This is a genomic window from Lachnoclostridium sp. An169, from assembly GCF_002160525.1.
GTDB classification, from domain to species: domain Bacteria; phylum Bacillota; class Clostridia; order Lachnospirales; family Lachnospiraceae; genus Mediterraneibacter; species Mediterraneibacter cottocaccae.
In genome coordinates, this window is sequence record NZ_NFKT01000001.1 from 319,565 (window position 1) to 344,524 (window position 24,960).

Consider the following 24,960-nt stretch of genomic DNA (forward strand, 5'->3'; position numbering starts at 1 on the left):
TTACCATGATAAAAAGTATGACAGGTTTCGGCAGGAGTGAAGTGTTAAGGGATTCCAGAAAATTTACGGTGGAATTGAAAAGCGTGAACCACCGCTATCTGGATGTGAACATCCGCATGCCGAAGAAACTTAATTTTTTCGAGACGGCAATCCGTACCCTGCTGAAATCCTACGCCAACAGGGGAAAGGTCGATATCTTCATTACCTATGAGGATTCCTCCCAGGCGCAGGTTTCCGTGAAATACAACCCGGTGGTTGCCGGGGAATATCTGCGCTACTTAAGACAGATGGCGGAGGAGTTCCATCTGGAGGATGATATCAAGGTTTCCTCCCTTTCCCGGTATCCGGAGGTCTTTACCATGGAGGAGCAGACCGAGGATGAGGAAGAACTGTGGAACGGACTGAAGGAAGCTCTGGAAAAGGCTTTCGGCCAGTTTGTGGAGACCAGGACAGCAGAGGGAGAGAACCTGAAGAAGGATATTCTCTCCAAACTTGATGTTCTGGAGGAACAGGTTGCCTTCATAGAGGAGAGATCCCCGCAGATTGTGGAAGAATACAGGAAGAAGCTGGAGGAGAAGGTCCGCGAGCTTCTTGCAGACACCCAGATTGAGGAGAACAGAATCGCGGCAGAAGTGATCCTGTTTGCCGACAAGATCTGCACCGATGAGGAAGTGGTCCGGTTAAAGAGCCATATCAGCCATATGCGCAATACCCTGGAGGAAGATGAGGGCATCGGCCGGAAGCTGGACTTTATCGCCCAGGAGATGAACCGGGAGGCCAACACGATCCTCTCCAAGGCCAACGATCTGGAAGTCTCCAACCGCGCTATCAGCCTGAAGACGGAGATCGAGAAGATCCGGGAGCAGATCCAGAATATTGAGTAAAGCAGAGAAAAGAGGATGAGAGTTATGGAGAAACAGGGAATACTGATCGTTGTGTCCGGATTTTCCGGATCGGGCAAGGGAACGCTGATGAAGGCACTGCTTCAGAAGTACCCGCAGAACTATGCGCTCTCCATCTCCGCGACGACCCGTGCGCCGAGGGAGGGGGAACAGGACGGAAGGGAATATTTTTTCAAAACAAAAGAAGAATTTGAAAAAATGATTGCCAAAAACGAGCTGATAGAGTATGCTAAGTACGTGGAAAATTACTATGGAACACCGCGTGAGTATGTGGAGAAGAAGCTCTCGGAGGGTATGGACGTGATCCTTGAGATCGAGATCCAGGGCGCCCTGAAAGTGAAGAAGGCATTTCCGGATACTCTGCTTTTGTTTGTAACGCCGCCAACGGCTGTGGAACTCAAGTCCCGCCTGGTCGGCAGAGGTACAGAGACGATGGATGTGATCGAGTCCCGCTTAAGCCGTGCCTGCGAGGAAGCGCAGGGGATGGACAGCTACGATTATCTGATCGTCAACGATGACCTGGATGCCTGTGTGGAAGAGATGCACAGCATCATCCAGGGGGAGCACCACAGAAGTTTCCGCAACCGGAAGTTTATGGAGAAAATAAAAGAAGATTTGGAAAATCTGAAAGGAGAAGACTGATTATGCTGCATCCATCTTATACGGATCTGATGAAGGTAGTGAACAAGGACGTTGAAGAAGGTGATACAAAGGTTGTAAACAGCCGCTATTCGATTGTGATGGCCACATCCAAGCGCGCGAGACAGCTGATTGCCGGAGAACTTCCTCTTGTTCCGGTGAAGGATAAGGAGAAGCCGCTTTCCATCGCGATCGAGGAGCTCAATGAAGGCAAGTTAAAGATCCTGGCAGAGAGCGTGGAAGAAGAATAGAATAAAAGAGGGCAGATGCACAAGTGGTATCTGCCTTTTTTCTGACAGGAGGATTATGTGAGATGAAGATACTGTTTATCTCCCTGGGGTGTGACAAGAACCTGGTGGACACCGAGGTCATGCTGGGGCTGCTTGCCTCCCGGGGCTATGAGATGACGGATGACGAGACGCAGGCGGATGCGGCTGTCATCAATACCTGCTGCTTTATCCATGACGCCAAGGAGGAGAGCATCCAGAATATTCTGGAGATGGCGGAACTTAAGAAGAACGGGCAGCTGGGAGCTCTGATTGTGGCGGGATGTCTGGCACAGCGGTACCGGCAGGAGATCCTGGATGAGATCCCGGAGGTGGATGAAGTCCTGGGCACGACAGCCTATGACCGGATTCTGGATGCGGTGGACGCCGCTCTGGAGGGAAAGCATGAAGTGATTCTCTCCGGCATCGACGACCTTCCGCTGCCCGATGTAAAACGGCTTGTGACCACCGGGGGACATTACGCCTATCTCAAGATAGCAGAGGGGTGTGACAAGCACTGTACCTACTGCATTATCCCGAAGATCCGCGGAAACTACCGGAGCGTTCCCATGGAACGCCTGGTGCGTGAGGCGGAGGAACTCTCAGAACAGGGGGTGAAGGAGCTGATCCTGGTGGCTCAGGAGACGACCATCTACGGAAAAGACCTGTACGGCGAGAAGAGCCTCCACACTCTTGTGAGGAAACTCTGCCGGATCAGCGGAATCCGCTGGATCCGCATCCTCTACTGCTATCCGGAGGAGATCACGGACGAGCTGATACAGGTGATGAAAGAGGAAGAGAAAGTCTGCCACTATCTGGACCTGCCGATCCAGCATGCAAGCGACGGCATCCTGAAGCGGATGGGAAGAAAGACATCCCATCAGGAACTGGTGGACCTGATCGCGAAACTCCGCCGGGAGATTCCGGATATCTGTATACGAACCACCCTGATTACCGGATTCCCCGGAGAGACACAGGAGCAGCACGAGGAGCTCATGGAGTTCGTGGACGAGACGGAGTTTGACCGTCTGGGCGTGTTTACCTACTCGCCCGAGGAGGGAACGCCGGCGGCGGAGATGCCGGATCAGATCGACGAGGAAGTGAAGGAAGAGCGGCAGGCAGAACTGATGGAACTGCAGCAGGAGATTGCTTTTGAGAACGCCGAGTCCATGGTGGGCAGGGAAGTGCTCGTGATGATCGAGGGAAAAGTGGCGGATGAGAACGCCTATGTGGGGCGCACGTACCGGGATGCCCCCAATGTGGACGGCCTGATCTTTATCAACACGGAGGAAGAACTCCTCTCCGGTGATTTCGCCAGGGTGAAAGTGACCGGAGCCTTAGATTACGATTTGATAGGAGAGTTATTATGAATTTGCCAAATAAACTTACCGTTCTGCGGGTGATTATGGTTCCTTTCTTTGTGTTTTTCATGCTCACGGATGTGGGGGGCGCGGCGAACAGATGGATTGCTCTTGCCCTTTTCGTGGTTGCCAGCCTGACGGACATGCTGGACGGGAAGATCGCCAGGAAGTATCATCTGGTGACAAACTTCGGAAAATTTATGGATCCTCTGGCGGATAAGCTGCTTGTGTGCTCCGCCATGATCTGCCTGATCCCGTCGGGGCAGCTTGACGCAGCTATCGTCATCGTGATTATCGCGAGAGAATTTATCATCAGCGGGTTCCGTCTGGTTGCTTCAGACAACGGCATTGTGATCGCCGCCAGCTACTGGGGCAAGTTCAAGACCGTGTTCCAGATGGCGATGATTATTGTGCTGATCGCAGATTTCGGCGGCGTGTTCGATGTGATCGGACAGATCCTGATCTGGGTGGCGCTGATCCTGACGATCGTATCCCTGATCGACTATATATGGAAAAACAGACAGGTATTGACACAGGGAGGAATGTAAGACATGTATCTGGAATGGTATTTGCGTGAGAAAGAGGCATCACAGGAGAGTCTGGAGGAGGCGGTGGTCCGTCTGCTCCAGGAGGCGCATCTGACGGTGACAACGGCAGAGTCCTGCACAGGCGGGCTGATCGCCGGTACTCTGGTCAACGTGGCAGGGGCGTCCGACGTGCTCGGGGAGGGGTATGTGACCTATTCCAACGAGGCAAAGGAACGGCTTGTGGGTGTAAAGCGGGAAACTCTGCTGCAGTACGGCGCCGTCAGCGAACAGACGGCAAGAGAGATGGCGGAGGGGGCAGCCCGGGCGGCAGGCGCGGACGCGGCCCTAAGCGCCACGGGAATCGCAGGTCCCGGCGGCGGAACGGCAAAGAAGCCGGTGGGGCTTGTCTATGTGGGATGTTTTCTGGATGGCAGCACCCAGGTGAAGGAGTGCCATTTTGACGGAAACCGCATGGAGAACCGCCTCCACACGGTAGAGACGGCCCTGGAGATGTTAAGAGAGGCGCTGGAGGAGCGCCGGAACCCTTAAAGCAGACGCAGCCGCAAAACGCTGCTTTGCATATACAAAACATATTTTCCCTTGAGGAACAAAGGAGGTCATGAACAATGAGCCAGCTGGAAGAACTGGGATTTGAAATCAAACATGTGGGAATCAACTGCCAGAACGAGGAGGAAGCCTGTGCGGTTGCAGACAGATTCGACGAGATTTTCGGGTTTACGAAAAAAGTCGGCAACAGTTCGGTGTTCGCCGGAACCGCGGTTGAGGCCATGAAAACGCCGTATCTGGGAGAAAAAGGCCACATTGCCATCGGCACCACGGACGTGGATGAGGCAGTGGAGTACTTAAAGAGCCAGGGCGTGGAATTTAATATGGAATCCGCGAAAACAAAGGACGGAAAGACGACGGCGATCTATCTGAAAGAGGAGATCGGAGGCTTTGCCGTACATCTGGTGAAAAAATAGGATGCAATTCTGACAGAAATTTGTCAAAGTGATAATTGACGAATGTCGGAAATTATGCGAAAATGTCTTTGTATGGGGCATACAGCAGGATATCCGCGTCAGGTGGCGGATGCAGATGTGCCATATGGGAAGAAAATCATACATATTGAAAGGAGTTTTAACATGATTTATTCACATGAAGTAGAAATGATGTGTCCGGTGGCTCAGGGCGCGAATCACGGACCGGCTCCAATCCCGGAAGAGGCGAAATGGGTACAGGCAAAGGAAATCAAAGATATTTCCGGTTTTACACACGGTGTAGGCTGGTGCGCACCTCAGCAGGGAGCATGTAAACTGACACTTAATGTCAAGGAAGGCATCATCCAGGAGGCTCTTGTAGAGACACTGGGATGTTCAGGAATGACACATTCCGCAGCTATGGCGGCAGAGATCCTTCCGGGCAAGACAATCTTAGAGGCACTGAACACAGACCTTGTCTGTGATGCAATCAATACAGCAATGAGAGAACTCTTCCTTCAGATCGTATACGGAAGAACACAGAGCGCATTCTCCGAGGACGGACTTGCAGTCGGTGCAGGACTTGAGGACCTTGGAAAAGGACTTCGTTCCCAGGTTGGTACAATGTACGGCACACTTGCAAAAGGTCCCCGTTACCTTGAGATGGCAGAGGGTTATGTAACAGGTATCGCACTGGATGCCAACGATGAGATCATCGGATACCAGTTCGTTAACCTTGGAAAATTCACAGACTTCGTTAAGAAGGGCGATACACCGAACGATGCGTGGGAGAAAGCAAAAGGACAGTATGGCCGTGTTGACGATGCAGTGAAGATCATCGATCCGCGTCAGGAGTAATTCTTTCCGGGCGGAGCGAAGCTTTTGAAAAATCTCAGCAAAGGTAAATAATTCAGGAGGATATATAAATGGCTTTATTTGAATCATATGAAAGAAGAATTGATAAAATCAATGAAGTTTTGAACAGCTATGGTATCGCTTCTCTGGAAGAGGCAGAGAAGATCACAAAAGATGCCGGACTGGACGTATACAACCAGATCAAAGGCATCCAGCCGATCTGTTTTGAGAACGCATGCTGGGCTTACATCACAGGCGCGGCAATCGCAATCAAGAAAGAATGCAGAACTGCGGCGGACGCAGCAGCTGCAATCGGAGAAGGCCTTCAGGCTTTCTGTATTCCGGGATCTGTAGCAGATCAGCGTAAAGTTGGTCTGGGACACGGAAACCTCGGAAAGATGCTTCTGGAAGAGTCCACAGACTGCTTCTGTTTCCTGGCAGGACATGAGTCCTTCGCAGCAGCAGAGGGTGCGATCGGTATTGCGGAGAAGGCAAACAAAGTCCGCAAGAAACCGCTTCGTGTTATCCTGAACGGTCTTGGAAAAGACGCGGCGAAGATCATCTCCAGAATCAACGGATTCACCTATGTGCAGACAGAGTATGACTACTACACAGGAGAGCTCAAAGAAGTACAGAGAATCGCTTACTCTGACGGACTCCGCTCCAAAGTAAACTGCTACGGAGCAAACGATGTACGCGAAGGCGTTGCAATCATGTGGAAAGAGGGCGTTGACGTTTCCATCACAGGAAACTCCACAAACCCGACACGTTTCCAGCACCCGGTTGCAGGAACATACAAGAAAGAGTGTGTTGAGGCAGGAAAGAAATACTTCTCCGTTGCTTCCGGCGGCGGTACAGGACGTACTCTTCACCCGGACAACATGGCAGCAGGTCCGGCTTCCTACGGTATGACAGATACAATGGGACGTATGCATTCCGATGCACAGTTCGCAGGATCCTCTTCCGTACCGGCTCACGTTGAAATGATGGGCCTGATCGGAGCAGGAAACAACCCGATGGTTGGTATGACAGTTGCCGTTGCAGTAAGCATCGAAGAGGCTTCCAAGGCAGGCAAGTTCTAAGTTTTGCACGGAACAGAAGATAAGAATGAAAGACCGCACGGATCAGTTTCTGGTTGGTGCGGTTTTTCGTTCGTCTTTCCTGATTCTTCTGTTGAAATTTCCGGGAAAATAGCCTAACATATTCATTAGAAAAGTCTGTGATATTGGGAAAGGAAATGCCAGCTTATGAAGATTCCTTTAAGTGAGTACGGAAAAGAGTATAAAGAAAAAGCAAGCAGCAGGTATCTGCTGTATTGTCTGATCGCGGTGGAACTTTTCATGTCGTTTTCATCAGTGGGATATATTCATATTGAGCCGATTTCTCTTACGTTTGTATATATACCTGTTCTGATTGCGGGATGCCTGCTCGGGACGAAAGAGTCCATTGCCGTGGCTGCTGTTTTCGGCCTGGCTTCCATGTGGAAGGCGTCAGCCTTCTATATCGGAGACGCGGACAGTGTGTTCTCTCCTTTTATGAGTGGAAAGCCGCTGCAGAGCATCCTGCTGAGTGTCGGTTCAAGAGCTTTCTTCGGGCTGCTGACCGGACTTCTGTACAAAGCTGTCCGCAGGGCAGCACACCCGCTTCCGGGTATTATCATTGTCTCCAGTTTGGGCAGAACGATGCACGCTTTCTGTGTGTATCTCTTTATGCAGCTCCTCTTTCCGGAAACAGGCATGACAGTGGCAGACACTGTGAGTGATTTGAAGCGCTGGGATTATATTCCCACAGTTCTGATTATTGACGGGATTATGATATTCTGTTATCTGTTCCGGAAAACGGAACTCTGCGGCAAATTTGTAGAACGGATCCGAAGGGTAGACCGGATCAATTCCGAGGCCGAACACGGCAGGCGGATTATTGCATTTGTTCTGGTGATTGTGCTTCTGGCCTCAGCCAGCGTGGTGGTCTACTTTATTGACAGGATCGGGAGTGTTATGGAATATTATGGATTTTCCCTTTCGGATCAGATATCCTACGATCTGACACATCTGCAGATTCAGCTGATGCTTGGAATGATTGCGCTTTCCGTCATCATGATTCTGGTCATTACCCTGCACCAGAAGAATTTTAACTATCTGTACTATGAAGCCAGGCTGGACGGGCTGACAGGACTTCTGGGACGGAAGCAGTTCTTCCAGGAAGGGGAGGAGCTGCTCAGGAATATGGATTATTCCCGGGAGGGAAAAGCAGGCTGTTTCTTTATTCTGGATATCGATCATTTCAAGGAGGTCAATGACCGGTATGGCCATCCCGCAGGCGACAGAGTGCTCAGGGAAATTGCAGTCTGCCTTCGCAGAAATTTCGGCAATATGGGAATTCTCGGGAGACTTGGAGGAGATGAGTTTGTCGGTCTGATTGTCAGGCCTGTGGACAGAAAAGAGATAGCAGAACTGCTGGCAGAACTCCGCAGGGACATCAGCGGGATCCGGGTTCGCGGGGAAAAGATTACCTGCAGTACCGGTGTGATCCCCGTGGAAAAGGATTTCTCCATTGACAAGCTGTACCGAAATTCAGACAGGCTTCTCTATGAGGCGAAGAAGAAAGGAAAAGACCAGTACGTGCTCGGTTACCGGTTACGGGATCAGGCAGAGTGCCCGGCAGTGCAGACACTGCCCTGATGGAATCCGGAACCTATACGAAAACATACGGGAAAAGGAAAGGAGTCAGATAAATATGAAAGTACTGTTGATTAACGGGAGTCCGCATGCAAAGGGAAATACATATATTGCCCTGCATGAGATGGAAGAGATTTTCGCACAGGAGGGAATTGAGACGGAGATGCTCCATGTTGGAAACAAGGATATCCGCGGGTGTATCTCATGCAATTCCTGTTTCAGCAAGGGAAAGTGCGTCTTTGATGACCTTGTAAACGAGGCTGCGCCGAAGTTTGAAGAGTGTGACGGTCTTGTTGTGGGCAGCCCGGTATACTATGCGTCCGCCAATGCGACACTGATCGCTTTCCTGGACCGCCTGTTCTACAGCACCTCCTTTGACAAATCCATGAAGGTCGGGGCGAGCGTAGTGGCTGCCAGAAGAGGGGGACTGTCGGCTACATTTGACGAGCTCAATAAATATTTTACCATCTGCGGCATGCCGGTGGCTTCCAGCCAGTACTGGAACAGCATCCACGGAAGAGAACCGGGGGAGGCAGCCTGGGATCCGGAAGGGCTCCAGACGATGCGGACTCTGGCGCGGAATATGGCTTTTCTTATGAAGAGCATTGCGCTTGGCAGAGAGAAGTACGGTCTTCCGGAGAAAGAGGAGCCTTGTTTCACGAATTTTGTGCGGTAGTAAGGTGCCGGATGAAAAAATTTTTAAAATTGTGAAATAATGCTTGTAAGTTCACTCCGGATGTGTTAATGTATATACATACACAGCGCGTGTTTGTAAGGAGGTAATTAAAAATGGAAGCAAGAGAAGAACTTATCAACTTAAGACTGAGTACGGGTATGAACAAGCGGCAGTTCTCGGAATATTTCGGAATTCCATACCGGACATTTCAGGACTGGGAACTGGGAAACAGACGGGTTCCGCCATATCTTCTCCGCCTGATGGCCTATAAGGTGGAGATGGAAAAGCTTGACCAGAACGTGGAGGAGAGAAAGCAGAAGAGGAGAAGATCCACAAGGGCGAAAGCTGCAGAGACAAAGGCAGCAGAAGAGTAAATTTTGTGAAGTCTCTTTACAGGGGAACATTAAAGTGATATCATTATGATATCACTTTAATGTTTTAGCGTTTTGCGAACTTCTGCTTGCGTTCCGGCGGCAGAGTTGCGAAAGGAGGAGATTTCATGAATGAAAAGATACTGACTAACAGGAAGAACGGGATGGCAATGCTGTTCCTGACCCTTATTCTTTACATAGGAGTGATCGTGCTGTGCTTCACAGGTGGTGCTCTGCTTGGAGATGACAAAGGAATTCCGCTGCTTGTCATTGGTATTTTGTGGGCGTGTCTGGGATGGATCCCGTTTTGCGGGCTGAAAGTCCTCAAGCCCCAGGAAGCTCTTGTTCTCACACTTTTCGGAAAGTATGTGGGAACCCTCAAAGGAGAGGGATTCTACTATGTGAACCCGTTCTGCAGTGCGGTGAACCCCGCCGCGGCTACCCATCTGAACCAGAGCGGAGACGTGGACACCGGGAAGAACGGTTCTCCGACTGCCGGCGCGGAAAAAAATGCCCAGGCTGCGGGAAAGAAGATATCCCTGAAGATTATGACGCTGAACAACAACAGGCAGAAGATCAACGACTGCCTGGGAAATCCGGTGGAGATCGGGATCGCTGTGATGTGGCGCGTCGTGGATACGGCGAAGGCAGTGTTCAATGTGGACAATTATAAAGAGTATCTGTCCCTCCAGTGCGATACGGCTCTGCGCAATATTGTGCGGATCTACCCCTATGATGTGGCTCCCAATGTGGATACGACGGGAGACGGCATTGCCGACGAGGGAAGCCTGCGGGGATCCAGTGAAGTCGTGGCGGCGAGAATCCGCGATGAGATTCAGCAGAGAGTGGAAGAGGCGGGACTGGAGATTATCGAAGCCCGCATTACCTACCTGGCTTACGCCCCGGAGATTGCGGCGGTGATGCTGCAGCGCCAGCAGGCATCCGCAGTTGTGGATGCAAGGAAGATGATTGTCGACGGCGCAGTGGGCATGGTGGAGATGGCACTGGAGCGCCTGAGCGAGAACGGCGTGGTAGAGCTGGACGAAGAGAGGAAAGCTGCCATGGTATCCAATCTGCTTGTGGTGCTGTGCGGTAACCGGGATGCCCAGCCGGTTGTCAATTCCGGAAGCCTGTATTAGTGAAAGGGTGACAGATATCCGATATGGCAGATAACAGAAAAAAACAGATACCGCTCAGACTGTCGGAAAAGCTGTACAATGCGATTGCTGCCTGGGCGGAGGATGATTTCCGCTCGGTCAATGGGCAGATCGAGTATCTTCTGACGGAATGCGTCCGCCAGAGAAAGAAAAACGGAAAGTATGTGCCGGAAAACCTGGATGAACCACCGGAACTTGACATTTGACATGAGTAACATCTGACATGAGGAGATATGATAAAATTTGACTGAAGGAGGAAAACACGATGATTTACAGAGAATTTCAGAACCTGAAACTTTCGGCCCTCGGACTTGGAGCAATGCGCCTGCCCGTGATCGACGGGGATGACGGGAAGATAGATGTCAGGGCGGCAGAGCAGATGGTTGATTATGCCATGGAGCAGGGAATCAATTACTACGATACCGCCTGGGGATACCACAACGGGATGTCGGAGACGGTGATCGGGAACGCTCTGAAGAAATATCCCCGTGACAGTTTCTTCCTGGCGACCAAGTTTCCGGGATATGATCTGTCCAACATGGATAAAGTGGAAGAGATCTTTGAAGAGCAGCTGAAAAAGTGCGGTGTGGAGTATTTCGATTTTTATCTCTTCCACAATGTATGCGAGATGAATATCGATGCTTATCTGGATGAGAAATACGGAATTTACGAATACCTCATGAAGCAGAAGAGGGCAGGGCGCATCCGCCATCTCGGATTTTCCGCACATGGCAGCTACGATGTGATCAAACGTTTCCTGGAGGCTTACGGAAAAGACATGGAGTTCTGCCAGCTTCAGATCAACTATCTGGACTGGACTTTCCAGGGCGCGAGGGAAAAGGTGGAGCTTCTCGCCGAGTACGAAATCCCGGTGTGGGTGATGGAGCCGCTCCGGGGAGGAAAGCTTGCCGCCCTTGCGAAAGAAGACGAGGAGGCTCTGAAAGCGCTTCGCCCGGATGAAGGGATCCCGGCGTGGGCATTCCGTTTCCTGCAGTCCGTTCCGAGTGTGAAGATGATACTTTCCGGTATGTCCAATATGGAACAGCTTAAGGACAACATCCATACCTTTGAGGAGGACAGGCCGCTGACGGAGAAAGAGCTGGAGACACTTCTGGGGATCGCGGACCGGATGCTGAAAAAGAAAGTGCTTCCCTGCACAGCATGTCACTACTGTGTAAGCCACTGTCCGCAGGGACTGGACATTCCGGAACTGCTTGCCCTGTACAACGAGCACTGTTTTACGGAGGGAGGCTTTATCGCACCCATGGCGCTGGCTTCCTATGATAAGGACAAACTGCCGGGGGCATGTATCGGGTGCCGGAGCTGCGATGCGGTCTGTCCGCAGCAGATTAAGATCTCGGAGGCAATGGCAGATTTTGCCGCGAAGCTGAATATGTAAACAGGCGGTATACAAAACCGGTCCGGGGAGCCCCATCGATTCCCCGGACTTGTTTTTTCTCTCACAAAATGTTATAGTATGAATAATACTAATAACATTTTATAAAATCTGCTTCGCCGAAGCGGAGGGAGGGTCAGCCGATGAGCCAAAACGATACTGGAGCATTTGTCAATACGAAAATCTGGAATTTGTTCTGCGCACGCTTTAAAAGCGAGACGACAAAGGCTTCTTATGAATCGGATATGCGGGAATTCTGCACTTTTACCGGCAGGAAATTCGCGGAGATTGACAGCAGCGATGTCAGGGAATATTATAATTTTATGCGGAAACGTATGGAAGAGGGGCGTATCGGTCCCCTTACGGTGACAAAAAAGTTCCGGGAACTGCATTCCTTCTCGGAGTTCTGCCTGGGACTGCCGGAAGGCGGGGAGACGGCAGGGGACATAGTGAAAGAGGATTACTTTTATCCCTGGCTTAAGACTCTGGCTAAGGAGAAGAATCTTGCCCGGTCCGTACCGGTGGAGGACATGGAACGGATTCTGAAGGCGGCAGCCGGCGACAGGATGGCGTACACGATCCTGACGCTGATGTACCGGGCAGGACTTTCCTCCACGGAGATTATCTCCCTGAACGGCGAGGATGACTTTGCCCTCTACGACGATGGCGCTTATGTTTATCTGGAATCCAGGCGGGAGCCATGTTATATACCCGGGGACGCCTGGGAGATCCTGTCGGATTACATGAGCCTGCGCGAGCCTCACGGGAGTCTGTTTTACAACCGCAGCGGCAGACGGCTCAACGGGATGTATATCAGCCGTATGATGAAGAAATACTGCACGCTGGCGGGAACACCCGGATACAGCGCCGAGGCGGTGCGGAACTGCTGCGCCTTCAATCTGTTTGCCTACGGCGCTTCGGCAGAAGAGGTGGCAGGACAGATGGGGCGGACACAGCAGCAGATCCGGCGTTACCGGGGAACCGCCTATCGCGGGAACCTGAGAAAGCATGCCGGCGATCTGGTGAAAGTCAGGATTGAGAAGCCTTAGCGGGGAGGGGGAAAAGTCGTACCGGGGCGGGCACGATACCGGAGCAGAAGCAGGGGAATCCGGATGACGGAAATATGAAAGGAGGAGTAACAGAAATGAACGAGAAGATAAAAAATGTTGAGCTGAGTCCGGAAGGGAGCCGTCTTGTGATTCTGGATCAGACCAGGCTGCCGAATGAAGAGGTCTGGCTGGAACTCGGCACGGCGGAGGAGATCTATGACGCCATATTCCGGCTGAAAGTCCGGGGAGCTCCGGCAATCGGTGTCTGCGCTGCATACGGAATCTATATTCTGTCCAGGAAAATCTGTACAGATGATTACAGCACTTTTTACAGACAGTTTCACAGGTATAAAGAATATCTGGATTCTTCCAGGCCTACGGCTGTGAATCTGAACTGGGCTCTTGAGCGTATGGAGGGAGTTGTCACGAAAAACCGGGAAAAGCCGGTGGAGCAGATCCGGGAACTGCTTCTGCAGGAGAGCCGGAAGATCCAGGCGGAAGATGAAGCCATGTGCCGGGCCATCGGAGAACACGGGCTGATACTGCTCAAAGACGGTGACGGAATCCTCACCCACTGCAATGCGGGAGCTCTTGCAGCCACCGGATACGGAACTGCCCTGGCGCCACTCTATGTGGGAACAGAGCGGGGGATGAAGTTCCATGTCTTTGCAGATGAGACACGTCCCCTCCTGCAGGGGGCGAGGCTGACCGCATACGAGCTGTGGAAGAGCGGGATCGACGTGACGCTGATCTGCGATAACATGGCTTCCATGGTCATGAAAAACGGGTGGATCAACGCCTGTTTTGTGGGATGCGACCGGGTGGCGTCAAACGGCGATACGGCCAATAAGATCGGGACAAGCGGAGTGGCGGTTCTGGCGAAATATTACGGTATACCGTTCTATGTTCTGGGCCCCACATCCACCATTGATATGAAATGTCCGTCCGGAGCAGATATTCCCATCGAACTGAGAGATCCGGAGGAGATCCGCAGCAGGTTTTACCGGGAGCCGGAGGCACCGCTGCAGGTCAGGTGTTATAATCCGGCTTTTGATGTGACAGATCACAGTCTGATCTCCGGCATCGTGACGGAGCGGGGCTTGGTGCGCCCGCCCTATGATGTGAATCTGCGCCGGCTTTTTTCTGAGAAATTATGAGCTGGACTTGTATCTTCTCACAAGACAGGAGATGACTCCCGCCGCACACAGCCCGAAAAGGGCATTGTGGAGGGAACCGTAAACGTTCAGCGCCCCTTTCAGTCCATAGATCACTTCCGGCGAATCCGGAAGATGGGGGGCCAGGAAAAAGGACAGATAAGATACGGCAAAGACGACGACAAAGGAGAACAGCCCTCTCCCCGTATCTTCCTTCCAGGAGCGTATTCCATCGTGAACCCGTGTCCGTGTCATCGCCCAGAGCAGGGAGATCAGTTCGAACAGAACGAAGATTGCGACACAGCTCAGATATGCTGCCAGTGTCATGGTAATGCTTCTGCTTTGCACGGACTCAAGAATATCTCCGTAGGGTGTGCTTGCACGCCAGAAATTATAGGTTACGTAGGCAGCCGTTACGATGATCAGGATCAGTGAGAGCTGACGGATCAGCGCGCTGGCCAGGCGGGAGAGCAGTTTCCCACCTTTCTTTATGGGAGCAGCAAGGGGAACACCTCCCCGCCTTTTCGAGCGGCTGCTCCGGTCTTCGCCGTAACCGGAGAGAGGAGCGGTATCATAGTCACTGCCTGTTTCATCAATATCTTCAAAATAAGGTTCTTCATCCGAGATGGCGGTATCCGGCTCGTCTTCCGTGAAAACGGCTTCGGGGGATTCACTGTCTGTAAAGCCGACGTCCGGTTCTTCCTCATAGGTGACTTCAAAATCATCGTCAAATACATCGGAAAATTTCTTGTCTGATTTCATGAAAATTCCTCGCTTTCTTTCTGATGCTTTACTGTCAGCTTATGTTATAACTTTTTCAGTTATTTCTCAACCTTTCCTGCAAAAATTTCAAAAACTTTTTAGATTATGAGAAAGCTTATCTTACAAAAGTGTAAGCCCCGGGAGGAAAAATGTAAGCCCTTTGAATGGCAGTGATTCCGGCGGATCTGCTATCATAAAACCGTAAAAAGAAAGAGGAAAGACACAGGCATGTTTTTGCAGGAGGCTGAGATCAGAATGAAAAATTATAAAGAGAAAAAAGAAAGAAAAAGCAGAGGAATCGGAACTTTTCTCGGATGGCTTGTCCTTGCGGCGGTGGTGCTGGTAGCGGTTCCCATCGGTGTGATTATGCTCATGGTATCCGGGATCTGGTCGGCTGCCGACCGGGTGCTTGCCAGATGGGGAAAATAGAACGGCGGGCCGTCAGAAGTACCGTGACGGGGAAACGAGGGAGAATCTTCTTCGGAATTTTTTAAAATCTTTTTATTTTCTTAAGGAATACCATGCAGTTATCTTAAGAAGCCCACTTTACAATAAAATCAGATCCTGAATAGTTCGAAACACGAAAGAGACAGGATGAAAAACAGACAGAAAAAGAGACAGAATGAAATCTGGAATGTGTGATAAAGGAAACGAGATAAAAGAGAGGATGACTGTTATGAAATATGTGACATTTACCGTACCATGTTATAATTCCGAGAGCTATATGAGACGCTGCGTGGATTCTCTGCTTGTGGGAGGAAAGGATGTGGAGATTATTCTGATCGATGACGGCTCCACGGATGGAACAGCGGCGATCGCCGATGAATATACCGTGAAATATCCCGATATTGTTCGTACAGTACATAAGAAAAACGGCGGACACGGTTCCGGGGTGAATAAAGGACTGGAACTGGCACAGGGAATTTATTTTAAGGTTGTGGACTCGGATGACTGGCTGGATGAGAACGCCTGCCTGCAGCTGCTCGGACAGATTAAGGAATTCTGCGGCGGAGGAAGGTGTGAATTCGGGGAAGATATCCCGGATCTGTTCGTCTGCAATTATGTGTATGACCATCTGGACGAGGGGACGAGCCGGGTGATGGACTACCGCAACGTGTTCCCAGACCGGAAGATGTGTAACTGGAATACCATCGGACATTTCCGCCCGTCCCAGTACCTGATCATGCACGCGCTGATGTTCCGGACGGATGTGCTGAGAAAATCCGGAGTAAAGCTGCCGGAGCATACATTCTACGTGGACAACCTGTTTTCCTATCAGCCCCTTCCTTTTGTGGAAAGCATTTTCTACATGGATCTGGATCTCTACCATTATTATCTGGGGAGAGACGATCAGTCTGTAAATGAGAAAGTACTGATGAAGAGGATCGACCAGCAGATCAAAGTGACGGATATGGTGGCCAGGTGTGTCGATCTTGGCGAGGTGAAGAAAAAATATCCCAAGCTTGCCGTTTACATGATGAGAAATATTTCGATCATGCTGTCCATCTCATCGATTCACCTCCTGCTGATCCACAATGCGGAGGCATGGCAGAAGAGAAAAAATATGTGGAACCGTGTGCGGGATTACGACAGGGCGCTGTATTACCGGCTCCGCTGCTCCACGGTCAGCGGCCTGACTTATCTGCCGGGCAGACTGGGCGGGAAGATTACAGTAGGCGGCTACCGGTTTGCAAAGAAGATCTATCAGTTCCAGTAAAGAGGTGGAGAAATTATGGCTCAGATATATATTGCATTCGTTGACACACCGGGACTTTTTGCAGGAGTGATACGAAAGGTGATCCGGCAGAAATATATTCATGTGGCGCTGTCGCTGGATCCTTTTCTGGAGGAGACGTACAGTATCGGCAGGAGACACCCGTCGGTTCCGCTGATTGCGGGATTTGAAAAAGAGGACAAACGCAGGATTCTCCGGGCATTTCCGGATGCAGAGTACATGATCTGCAGCGTGGAGTGTACGCCTGAGCAGAGAATGTTCATTGAGGAGAGGCTGAAAGATGCCATGGAGAACCGTTTTCACTATCACTATGCGGTTCTGGGACTGCCGTTTATTCTCTGGAACCGTCCGTTTTATCAGAAAAATCATTATACCTGTTCTTCCTTCCTGGCAAAGCTTCTGGAAGAGGCGGGGATCTGCAGGTGGGAGAAGCATTTTTCCCTGGTGACTCCGAAAGATTTCTATGAATATCCCGGGAAGCAGAAGATTTTCGAGGGAAGCCTGTGGGAGCTGACAGAGTCGGATACGGCGGAGCAGGGACTGAAAAGGGCGCCGGTATTCCATTTTGCCCGCCCGGCATTTGCGGGAACGGCATATGGAAGCAGGGCGTACATAAGCAGGGGAACATACAGAGGGGGACATTATGAGCGTTAAGAAAAAAGTATTGAATATTGCAGTGTTTCTGCTTGTCATGTTTCTGACTTTCTATGCACTGTTCAGCGGAAGAGATCTTACGGAGATCGCCCGGTCTGTGGCGAAAATGTCGCCCTGGTACCTGATCCCGGCTGTGGCGCTGGCGATTTTCTTCGTCTGTGCGGAAGGATTTATGATCTGGTATCTTCTCAATGCCATGCGGGATAAGAAGAACAGTCTGTTCCGCTGCTTTCAGTATTCCTTTATCGGATTTTTCTACTCCGGAATCACTCCGTCTGCCACCGGCGGACAGCCTATCCAGCTCTATTACATGAATAAGGACGGAAATCGGGTGTCAGACAGTACAGTGGTGCTGATGACGGTTGCCGTGGTTTACAAATTTGTCCTGGTGGTACTGGGATTCGGTATCCTTCTGTTCTGGTATCATCCGCTGCGTGCAGAGCTGAATTCTTATTTTCCGTTGTATCTTCTCGGGCTGATGCTCAACGTGATTCTGGTCGTTCTGATCCTGGGTGTGATGCTTTTCCCGAAAGTAATCTTAAAGACGGCGAAATTTTTTGAGGGGATACTGATCCGCATGAAGATCTGGAAACCTTCCCAGAAGCGGGACGAGAAGATCTGCGGTTTCATCGAGAGTTATCAGCAGGCGGTGACCTGGCTCGGAAAGCATAAAGGACGGCTTGCAGGAGTGGTTGTGGTGACATTCCTGCAGCGGTGCAGCCTGTTCGTTCTCACCTATGTGGTTTATCTGGGATTCGGGCTGAAAGGGACGGACGCCATGACCGTGATCCTTCTGCAGGCGTCGGTCTATATTGCGGTGGATATGCTACCCCTTCCGGGCGCCCAGGGCATCACGGAACTGATGTACCAGGCGGTGTTCTCCCAGGTATTCACAGGCTCGTATCTGATTCCGTCCATGCTGGTGAGCAGGGGACTGAATTTCTATTTCCTGCTGATCGTGAGTCTGGGAGTTGTGCTGGTGAACCGGTTTGTACTGGATCGGAGGAGACGGCAGGTGCAGAGAGGATGAAACTTCAAATGGGGCGCGTCTGTGTAGGACGGCCCCATTAAAATATACAGATGGCATGTACTGCATCTCAGGCGTTATCCTTTTTACATTTCCCAATTTCTTGAGAGTTTTCGCGCTTATTCTGTTACAATATATTCTGCTGCGTTATACTCAATTTCTAAAGCTCCTCCAATCGTATCAAAGGCTTTTAATTTTGATAAATCATTATCCGCAGTTGATGTTACAACAATATGAAGCCGGTATGGGTTTTCATAAACAGCAGAAGAAGAAACAAATGGTAAATCCCCATTACTCATGGCTGCGCTGACTTTAGTTTGTAATTCGGTGATATATTCTAATGTGATAACTTCATTGAATGTTTCTGTTGCCGAAGAAGTCGGGGTATTTGTTTCTGTTATTGTTTTTTCGCTCTGCGTCTGTTGATTTTCTTCATGGTACGTGTTTTCATCAACAGGTGCGTCAATGTTTATATTGGGATTGTCAGTTTCCTCAATTCCTGCCACACCTTCTTTCACATAAAATTGGTATATTCCATTTACCTTTATAATGCAAATAGCGTCATCTGACGGGAATTTTATAAAATGATAAACAGTTTCTCCAATTAAGCTTTCGTCCTGGCTCTCTCCGACAATCCCCATAACGCCATCTAAATCATCATCGGTAATCTGATAGGTATTTTCATCGGTCAATCCTGTTGCATTTTCGTCTATAAGTCCGAAAGTCTTTCGTTGAGAAAAAGAAATCGGAAGATAGAGAACATCGCTTCCTTCCATTGTAAACCCATAAGCATTTTCTACGACAGGTGCTGTGTCGGGGGTGTCGTTTCCAATGAAATGGGAAAGTGTAAATGCTCCCGCTGCGATAAGGCACAGGCAAGCTGCCATAGCTCCCCACTTTACCCAGTCGGGTTTCTTTGCTTTGTGATATGTCCTTGCCTCGTTGATATGCTTCTCATTGATGTAGCCGAGGACTTCATACAGTTTTTCGCTCGTCATAGTTCAAAGCCCCTTTCTAAAAGGTAGTTGTGTAGTTTCCGTCGGATGCGGTTAAGTGTCATTGATACTGCTCCATCATTCATATTGTGCCTGACAGCAATTTCTGAAATGCTATCTGTGTACCAGTACCGGCTGATAAAGATGCTTCTTTTCTTTGGTGAAAGACGATCCAGAAATGTATCAATAGCTTTCGTGAGTTCCTTTTGGTCAAATGCCTGTTCAACATCATCCTTACCAGATACCAGGTCTGAAAGTTCCTCCAGAACCGCAGGCATTTCTCCACCGCCTCGTTTGTCGGCGGTATTATGTTTATACCTGTTAAACGATATGTTTCTTGTAAGTTTCCCAAGGAATGTGGATAGAATGCCTGGTCTGTGAGGCGGCATGGCGTTCCATGCGTTTAAGTAGGTATCGTTGACACATTCTTCGGCATCTTCTTGATTGCCCAGAATGTTTCTGGCAATCGAGGTACAGTAGCTTCCGTATTTGGCAGATGTAGCATGGATTGCCTGCTCGTCTCTATCCCAGTATAACTGGACTATCTGTGCATCATCCATCGGTTTTCACCTCGCTTCCTTTTTTGCCTTTTCACTTATATACACAACTTTTGAACTCAAATCTCACACATTTTTCAAACTTTTTCTATCCAATAATACCATATTGTTATCACTGTAGTATATATAGAAACAGGACCAGAAACTGCTGCCAAAATGAAGATATTTTACAAGCTTTTTTTATCAGCAGGTGATAGAATAGAAAAGTCTGAGGAGGAAAGAGCATGAAGAAAGAAACAAGAACAGTGGTTTATGATGATGGACTGCGTATTGAAGCTTACCGGTTCGAGGGGATAGTACAGCCTTTTCCAAATCATTTTCATGAGTATTATGTGATCGGGTTTATAGAGGAGGGGGAGAGGTGTTTATCCTGCAGGAATCAGGAATATGTGATCGGGCGGGGCAGTATTGTCCTTTTTCACCCCGGCGATAATCATGCCTGCGTCCAGGCTGATGACGGAACACTGGACTACCGCGGTATTAACATTACAAAGGGAATTATGCGGGATTTGACGGAAGAAGTTACCGGCAGGAGAATGCTCCCGGGTTTTTCGCAGAATGTTATCCGTGATGAGGAGATCAGCTGTCATCTGCGTCTGCTGCACGAGGGAATCATGACCGGCTCAACAGAATTTGACAGGGAAGAAAATCTGCTTTTGTTTCTGTCACTGCTGATCCGGCGCTATGGGCAGCCTTTTGAAGCCTGTATTCCGGAGTGCCGGGAGGAGATCGATACTGCCTGTCAGTTTCTGGAGCAGCATTATACCGAGCATATCAGCCTGGAACAGATCTGCCGCTGCGCGAATCTGAGCAAATCGACTCTGCTGCGGGCGTTTGCCAGATCAAAAGGCGTTACGCCATACCGGTATCTTGAAAATATCCGCATCGGCGCTGCAAAAAAGCTGTTGGAGCAGGGCGTTGCCCCTGTTGAGGCTGCCATGCGGACCGGATTTTCGGATCAAAGCCATTTCACCAATTATTTCAGCAGTTTTATCGGGCTGCCGCCCGGCGCATACCGGGAAATATTTCTGAGAAAAGAAGAAGGAGGAGAGTGCCATGAGGCAAAATAATGCAGCAGGCCATGTGGCTGCACTGGTTACAATACTTATCTGGGGGACGACGTTTATTTCAACAAAGGTGCTGCTGACAGATTTTCAGCCCATTGAAATCCTGTTTTTCCGCTTTGTCATGGGTCTGTTCGCCCTGCTGATTGCCTGCCCGCACCGGATGAAAGGGACGACAGGCAGACAGGAGCTGGTCTTTGCGGGCGCAGGCTTATGCGGGGTGTGTCTCTATTATCTCCTGGAAAATATCGCGCTGACCTGTACGATGGCGTCCAATGTTGGAGTGATCATCTCAGTGGCGCCGTTTTTCACAGTGATCCTGTCACATCTGTTTTTGAAGCAGGAAGAAAAACTGGGCGCAGGCTTTTTTGTCGGATTTGTCGTGGCAATGGCAGGAATCGCGCTGATCAGCTTTAACGGCGCTGCTGTGGAACTCAGTCCGGCTGGGGGCTTCTGTGCTGATCCTGCATGAGCCGTTTACGTGGATGACCGGGATTGGAACGGTTCTGACACTGACAGGACTGTTACTTTCTGAAAGCAAATTATTTAAGAAAGAAGAGGAAAAGTAAAATGGACTTACAAAATGAAAAATGTGTAATGGTAATAGATGAAAATCTGCCGCCTGGCCTGATTGTGAATACAGCGGCTATTATGGGAATAACATTGGGAAAGGAAATGCCGGAAGTCGTTGGCGCAAATGTGACCGATCAAAGCGGAAATCAGCATTTGGGAATCATTGAATTTCCTGTACCGATTCTGAAAGGCACTCCGGAAGTGATTAAGGAAATCCGGGAAAAGCTGTACCAACCGGAATTCCGGGAATTGTCTGTGGTGGACTTCTCCGATCTTGCACAGGGCTGCAAAACCTACGATGAATTTATCGGGAAAATGGCTGAAACGCCGGAAAATACCCTGCAATATTTTGGCATTGCTATCTGCGGACCGAAAAAGAAAGTAAATAAGCTCACCGGAAGTATGCCGCTGCTTCGATAAAGTTCAGCGCCGGACACGTCAGCCTGCTGACCTGTTGTCCGGCGCTTTCTAAATGTATAGTTTTGCAGCCTTCCGGCATCCGTTCAACGAATTCGCCGAAGCAGGCTCATTTAAACCCTCTTATCCCTTTCCTGCAAAATTTCCCGGATCTGGGGAATCGTTTTCTTCTGATCACGCAGGCTCTTAATATAGGCAATGCGCTCCACTGTTTTTTCTCTCGGATACCGGCGTGTCAGATTTGTGTCTTCCTGAACAAAAGGAAGAAATCCTTCCTCCGTATAAAACTTTAATGTACTGTAACGGATTCCAGTCAGACGCACCAACTCTCCAATGGTAACATACTCCGAAGCCAGAATAGCTTCCATACTTCTCTGCCTTGACATTATGCGCACCTTCCTTCATCAGGAAATTGCCACAATAAACAAAAGGAACAGGGTGTCGATATACTCCGTCGCTTTGCGGATCAGTTCGTTTTGCGGATTCTCCCTGATCTCCTCCAACCGTTTTTTCAGGGCCTGCTTTTCGTAGGATGAAAAGTATCTCTGAAGATCCCCGCTTTTGTTTAACAGTGCTGTCAAAACCACAATATCCTCAGAAATCTCTCCTTCCTCCAAAAGCTCCGCGCGGATGTTCTGAACAATATGATCCACATCGTCCGCATTGGGGATGTAGAGTGTCTTTCCATTCATGAAGCCGCCTTTTTCCTTCTGCACACATCCCAGATTTACAAGGGATTCTCCAATATCTTCTATTAGTCCGTCCATATATTTATCTGTAAAGTTAAAAGAAAAATATTCCATAACACTTTCAAACTTTACCGGCTGCTTTTTCATAACAACATAATAAACCTGGCGCAGATAGCTTTTATCCTCCGGCAGCGGCGCCTGAACGGACAGCTTTTTCCCGTCAAGAGTCAGAATATTGTCCATCAAAAGTTCCACTATTGCAGAAGCCGCCAGACAGGTCGTCTTCTCCATTTCAAGACTTGATATTTTTCCGTTTTTCTTAAGAACACATAAAAAATACTGTTGGGTCGTTGATAAGTTTTTCATGATTACCTCCACTGCAAATTAAAAATGTTTACTTACTACTTATTGCTTACTACTTATGATGTAATATACTGTGTTCTGACTCTTTTGTCAAGATATACGGTCACTTTTTAATTTGCTTTTTAATACGTGGCGCTTCTGTCGGAAAAGAAACAAAAACGTATGCCTGGCGAAAACGGCGCCACTCTTTCCGGTGGGGAGTGGCAACGCCTTATAAATAGTAAAAGGAGTCTCTTGACAAGTTAGTTAATACTAACTACAATAAGATTATAAGAACCCGTTTGAGTTATATGATATTCTGTGGGAGTAGCAATGAAAAAGTATAAGCTAATGAAACTATGGTAACAGGAATTAAATTTGTTGAAGAGGAAAGAAGGGAAGCGATGTCTGATCGACAGGGAAAATCTCAAAAAGTGATCCGGCTTGGCACTCACGGTGAGGACTACGGGAGCTGGATGTCAAGTCCGGTGTTTTATATGGTTGGCGGGCTGACGTCCCTGGCAGCGCTGCTGGCGGTACTGTCATTTGCCGTGTTCCATATTTTTGTGCCGGGTATTCTGTTTGTAATCATCGTGGCCGGGCTTCTGGCGCTCCTTGGCTGGATCACATGGATTCGGCGGCAGTATGCCTTTGATGGCGGCAGGATTATGGAGCGGGTGCATCAGACTATCCTGTCCCATATGGATTATGATGGCAAAGGAACACTGCTGGACGTAGGCTGCGGCTCCGGGGCATTATCTATCCGGGCAGCGCTCACATGGCGGGAAACAAAGGTTGTTGGAATCGATTATTGGGCGGCAGTTTACAACTACAGTCAGGCTCTTTGCGAGAAAAACGCTGCCAGTGAAGGGGCGGGGGACCGGTGTACCTTTTGCCGTGGCGATGCCAATAAGCTGGATTTCCCGGATGAATCTTTTGACGCTGTGGTGAGCAATTATGTGTATCACAATATTACCGGAGCGGATAAACGGGAACTGCTGTTGGAGACTCTGCGGGTGCTGAAAAAGGGCGGCGTCTTTGCCCTCAACGATGAGATGAAGCCGGGAATGTACGGGGATATGGAGGCGTTTGCCCAAAAACTTCGGGATATGGGATATGAGGAAGTGCGCCTCATTGACACCGCAAAAGAGGTATTTGGCTCACACCGCCGGGCTGCCATGATGATGCTTGGAGAGTCACGGATGTTAGTGGGCAGAAAGTGAGATGGAACAAGGCATGGCTCTTGGCCTGCCCGCCTGCCTTGCGGTGGGAACGCTGACAGCTATTTTCTGACATTTGCCCTGAAAATTTTATATCGGAATAAATATGTAAAAAAAATGGATATTGCTCCGAAATGGGAACATAATATTGGTATTAGGGATAATATGTGCTAAAAAGAGAACACTAACAGGGAGGTGATTTTCATTGGTACAACGGAAAGAGTATTTAGATCAGCTCATAAGCTGGAAAGATGAACAGGTAATCAAAGTGGTCACAGGTATCCGGCGCTGCGGAAAATCTACACTTTTGATGCAGTTTCAGCAATGGCTGAAGGAAAACAGGGTCACACAGGAGCAAATCGTTTCCGTCAACTTTGAGGAACTGGAGTACGAAGATCTGCTGGATTACAAGAAGCTCCATCAGTATCTGAAAGAACGTCTGGTCAGCGGAAAAATCACGTATATTTTTCTCGATGAAATTCAGAAAGTGCCTTCCTTTGAAAAGGTTGTAGACAGTTTATATGTAAAGCCCAATGTGGATCTCTATTAGCAACACTTTTGACAGGCAGGCATGTGGAGATCAAAATGCTTCCACTATCTCTCCGGGAGTTTCTTTCCATGACAGGTTTAGAACCGGAACAGAGATTTCCTGAATATTTAACTAATGTTAAGCAAGAATTCCCCCAACCTCTGCAGGTGGCGGGATAAATTGCCATTATTATTTGAATATTTTGATTTTTTCTCACTTGTAAAAGAACACTTGTTCCCCTTCTGGGGATGTGATATAATATGATCAGTCGAAATGCGAAAGGATCTGATTATATTGAGAAATATGGATCATAATGCACATTCAGTTTTTCTTCTTTATTATCATCTCATAATGGTCGTAAAGTATCGCCGAAAAGTGATTGATG

30 protein-coding genes and 2 pseudogenes are annotated in these 24,960 nt (G+C 49.3%); 27 read left to right on the plus strand and 5 right to left on the minus strand.

The genetic code is table 11. The features are described 5' to 3' along the window. The first annotated feature begins 5 nt into the window (after positions 1-5). The 17 genes from B5F07_RS01455 (at position 6) to mtnA (ending at position 14,014) form a co-directional block, all read left to right on the plus strand. Positions 6-884, plus strand: a complete 879-nt coding sequence (locus B5F07_RS01455) for a YicC/YloC family endoribonuclease (RefSeq protein ID WP_087159491.1) — start codon at positions 6-8, stop codon at positions 882-884. Between the two features lie 24 nt (positions 885-908). Further along, a complete protein-coding gene (gene gmk / locus B5F07_RS01460) occupies positions 909-1,544 on the plus strand; it encodes a guanylate kinase (RefSeq protein ID WP_087159492.1) in 636 nt (211 codons plus the stop codon). A gap of 2 nt (positions 1,545-1,546) precedes the next feature. Then, positions 1,547-1,792, plus strand: coding sequence for a DNA-directed RNA polymerase subunit omega (gene rpoZ / locus B5F07_RS01465; protein ID WP_087159493.1), 246 nt, complete (start codon positions 1,547-1,549; stop codon positions 1,790-1,792). A gap of 62 nt (positions 1,793-1,854) precedes the next feature. Further along, a complete protein-coding gene (rimO, locus tag B5F07_RS01470) occupies positions 1,855-3,177 on the plus strand; it encodes a 30S ribosomal protein S12 methylthiotransferase RimO (RefSeq protein WP_087159494.1) in 1,323 nt (440 codons plus the stop codon). Next, complete coding sequence (gene pgsA / locus B5F07_RS01475; RefSeq protein ID WP_087159495.1) at positions 3,174-3,716, plus strand: CDP-diacylglycerol--glycerol-3-phosphate 3-phosphatidyltransferase; 543 nt, start codon at positions 3,174-3,176, stop codon at positions 3,714-3,716. The genes rimO and pgsA overlap by 4 nt, the downstream gene beginning before the upstream one ends. Positions 3,717-3,719: 3 nt before the next feature. Continuing rightward, entirely contained in the window at positions 3,720-4,244 is a 525-nt protein-coding gene (locus B5F07_RS01480) for a CinA family protein (RefSeq protein WP_087159496.1), read from the plus strand. Positions 4,245-4,321: 77 nt separating this feature from the next. Then, a complete protein-coding gene (locus tag B5F07_RS01485) occupies positions 4,322-4,678 on the plus strand; it encodes a VOC family protein (RefSeq protein WP_087159497.1) in 357 nt (118 codons plus the stop codon). A 162-nt stretch (positions 4,679-4,840) separates the two neighbouring features. Next, positions 4,841-5,533, plus strand: a complete 693-nt coding sequence (locus B5F07_RS01490) for an iron-sulfur cluster assembly scaffold protein (RefSeq protein ID WP_087159541.1) — start codon at positions 4,841-4,843, stop codon at positions 5,531-5,533. A 68-nt stretch (positions 5,534-5,601) separates the two neighbouring features. After that, positions 5,602-6,612, plus strand: a complete 1,011-nt coding sequence (locus tag B5F07_RS01495) for a GGGtGRT protein (protein WP_087159498.1) — start codon at positions 5,602-5,604, stop codon at positions 6,610-6,612. Positions 6,613-6,777: 165 nt separating this feature from the next. Next, positions 6,778-8,211 (plus strand): GGDEF domain-containing protein, encoded by a 1,434-nt coding sequence (locus B5F07_RS01500; RefSeq protein WP_087159499.1) that lies wholly within the window; start codon positions 6,778-6,780, stop codon positions 8,209-8,211. A 55-nt stretch (positions 8,212-8,266) separates the two neighbouring features. Next, positions 8,267-8,884, plus strand: a complete 618-nt coding sequence (locus B5F07_RS01505; RefSeq protein ID WP_087159500.1) for a flavodoxin family protein — start codon at positions 8,267-8,269, stop codon at positions 8,882-8,884. 113 nt (positions 8,885-8,997) lie between these two features. Further along, on the plus strand, positions 8,998-9,258 hold the full coding sequence (locus B5F07_RS01510) for a transcriptional regulator (protein ID WP_087159501.1): 261 nt from the start codon (positions 8,998-9,000) through the stop codon (positions 9,256-9,258). Between the two features lie 125 nt (positions 9,259-9,383). Beyond that, positions 9,384-10,394, plus strand: a complete 1,011-nt coding sequence (locus B5F07_RS01515; protein WP_087159502.1) for an SPFH domain-containing protein — start codon at positions 9,384-9,386, stop codon at positions 10,392-10,394. Positions 10,395-10,417: 23 nt separating this feature from the next. After that, entirely contained in the window at positions 10,418-10,618 is a 201-nt protein-coding gene (locus tag B5F07_RS01520) for a PTS ascorbate transporter subunit IIC (protein WP_087159503.1), read from the plus strand. 59 nt (positions 10,619-10,677) lie between these two features. Then, positions 10,678-11,811 carry an aldo/keto reductase gene (locus tag B5F07_RS01525; RefSeq protein WP_087159504.1) on the plus strand — a complete coding sequence of 378 codons (1,134 nt, stop codon included), beginning with the start codon at positions 10,678-10,680 and terminating at the stop codon, positions 11,809-11,811. 140 nt (positions 11,812-11,951) lie between these two features. Next, a complete protein-coding gene (locus tag B5F07_RS01530) occupies positions 11,952-12,857 on the plus strand; it encodes a tyrosine-type recombinase/integrase (RefSeq protein WP_087159505.1) in 906 nt (301 codons plus the stop codon). A gap of 95 nt (positions 12,858-12,952) precedes the next feature. Further along, positions 12,953-14,014: an S-methyl-5-thioribose-1-phosphate isomerase gene (mtnA, locus tag B5F07_RS01535; protein ID WP_242972386.1), complete on the plus strand. Its 1,062-nt coding sequence runs from the start codon at positions 12,953-12,955 to the stop codon at positions 14,012-14,014. Here mtnA and B5F07_RS01540 read toward each other — a convergent pair. After that, a complete protein-coding gene (locus B5F07_RS01540) occupies positions 14,009-14,773 on the minus strand; it encodes a hypothetical protein (RefSeq protein ID WP_087159507.1) in 765 nt (254 codons plus the stop codon). The genes mtnA and B5F07_RS01540 overlap by 6 nt on opposite strands. Before the next feature lie 255 nt (positions 14,774-15,028). On the opposite strand from B5F07_RS01540, the gene B5F07_RS22540 reads away from it, so the two are divergent. From B5F07_RS22540 to B5F07_RS01560, 4 genes are all read left to right on the plus strand, one after another. Then, positions 15,029-15,202: a hypothetical protein gene (locus B5F07_RS22540; RefSeq protein WP_162613027.1), complete on the plus strand. Its 174-nt coding sequence runs from the start codon at positions 15,029-15,031 to the stop codon at positions 15,200-15,202. Positions 15,203-15,449: 247 nt separating this feature from the next. Beyond that, complete coding sequence (locus B5F07_RS01550) at positions 15,450-16,490, plus strand: glycosyltransferase family 2 protein (protein WP_087159542.1); 1,041 nt, start codon at positions 15,450-15,452, stop codon at positions 16,488-16,490. A gap of 15 nt (positions 16,491-16,505) precedes the next feature. Further along, positions 16,506-17,162, plus strand: a complete 657-nt coding sequence (locus B5F07_RS01555) for a hypothetical protein (RefSeq protein ID WP_242972387.1) — start codon at positions 16,506-16,508, stop codon at positions 17,160-17,162. After that, on the plus strand, positions 17,152-18,192 hold the full coding sequence (locus tag B5F07_RS01560) for a lysylphosphatidylglycerol synthase transmembrane domain-containing protein (RefSeq protein ID WP_087159509.1): 1,041 nt from the start codon (positions 17,152-17,154) through the stop codon (positions 18,190-18,192). The genes B5F07_RS01555 and B5F07_RS01560 overlap by 11 nt, the downstream gene beginning before the upstream one ends. Positions 18,193-18,308: 116 nt before the next feature. On the opposite strand, the gene B5F07_RS01565 is transcribed toward B5F07_RS01560, so the two are convergent. Together B5F07_RS01565 and B5F07_RS01570 are read right to left on the minus strand one after the other, a co-directional pair. Further along, a complete protein-coding gene (locus B5F07_RS01565; protein ID WP_087159510.1) occupies positions 18,309-19,187 on the minus strand; it encodes a hypothetical protein in 879 nt (292 codons plus the stop codon). Then, positions 19,184-19,744: an RNA polymerase sigma factor gene (locus B5F07_RS01570; protein WP_087159511.1), complete on the minus strand. Its 561-nt coding sequence runs from the start codon at positions 19,742-19,744 to the stop codon at positions 19,184-19,186. Before B5F07_RS01570 ends, B5F07_RS01565 begins: the two co-directional genes overlap by 4 nt. A 221-nt stretch (positions 19,745-19,965) precedes the next feature. On the opposite strand from B5F07_RS01570, the gene B5F07_RS01575 reads away from it, so the two are divergent. The 3 genes and pseudogenes from B5F07_RS01575 (at position 19,966) to B5F07_RS01585 (ending at position 21,798) form a co-directional block, all read left to right on the plus strand. Continuing rightward, positions 19,966-20,811, plus strand: a complete 846-nt coding sequence (locus B5F07_RS01575) for a helix-turn-helix domain-containing protein (protein WP_087159512.1) — start codon at positions 19,966-19,968, stop codon at positions 20,809-20,811. Beyond that, positions 20,798-21,265: pseudogene (locus B5F07_RS01580) on the plus strand (DMT family transporter); the annotation flags it as partial. The gene B5F07_RS01575 and the pseudogene B5F07_RS01580, both read left to right, overlap by 14 nt. A gap of 110 nt (positions 21,266-21,375) precedes the next feature. Further along, positions 21,376-21,798, plus strand: a complete 423-nt coding sequence (locus B5F07_RS01585; RefSeq protein ID WP_087159514.1) for a DUF2000 domain-containing protein — start codon at positions 21,376-21,378, stop codon at positions 21,796-21,798. Positions 21,799-21,908: 110 nt separating this feature from the next. On the opposite strand, the gene B5F07_RS01590 is transcribed toward B5F07_RS01585, so the two are convergent. Continuing rightward, positions 21,909-22,181, minus strand: coding sequence for a helix-turn-helix domain-containing protein (locus B5F07_RS01590; protein ID WP_087159515.1), 273 nt, complete (start codon positions 22,179-22,181; stop codon positions 21,909-21,911). 18 nt (positions 22,182-22,199) lie between these two features. Beyond that, positions 22,200-22,850: a GOLPH3/VPS74 family protein gene (locus B5F07_RS01595; RefSeq protein WP_087159516.1), complete on the minus strand. Its 651-nt coding sequence runs from the start codon at positions 22,848-22,850 to the stop codon at positions 22,200-22,202. A gap of 380 nt (positions 22,851-23,230) precedes the next feature. Here B5F07_RS01595 and B5F07_RS01600 point away from each other — a divergent pair, with 380 nt between their 5' ends. From B5F07_RS01600 to B5F07_RS22770, 3 genes and pseudogenes are all read left to right on the plus strand, one after another. Then, positions 23,231-24,049, plus strand: coding sequence for a class I SAM-dependent methyltransferase (locus B5F07_RS01600; protein WP_087159543.1), 819 nt, complete (start codon positions 23,231-23,233; stop codon positions 24,047-24,049). 202 nt (positions 24,050-24,251) lie between these two features. Then, a complete protein-coding gene (locus tag B5F07_RS01605; RefSeq protein ID WP_242972388.1) occupies positions 24,252-24,596 on the plus strand; it encodes an ATP-binding protein in 345 nt (114 codons plus the stop codon). 282 nt (positions 24,597-24,878) lie between these two features. After that, positions 24,879-24,960 (plus strand): annotated as a pseudogene (locus tag B5F07_RS22770) (IS200/IS605 family transposase); the annotation flags it as partial.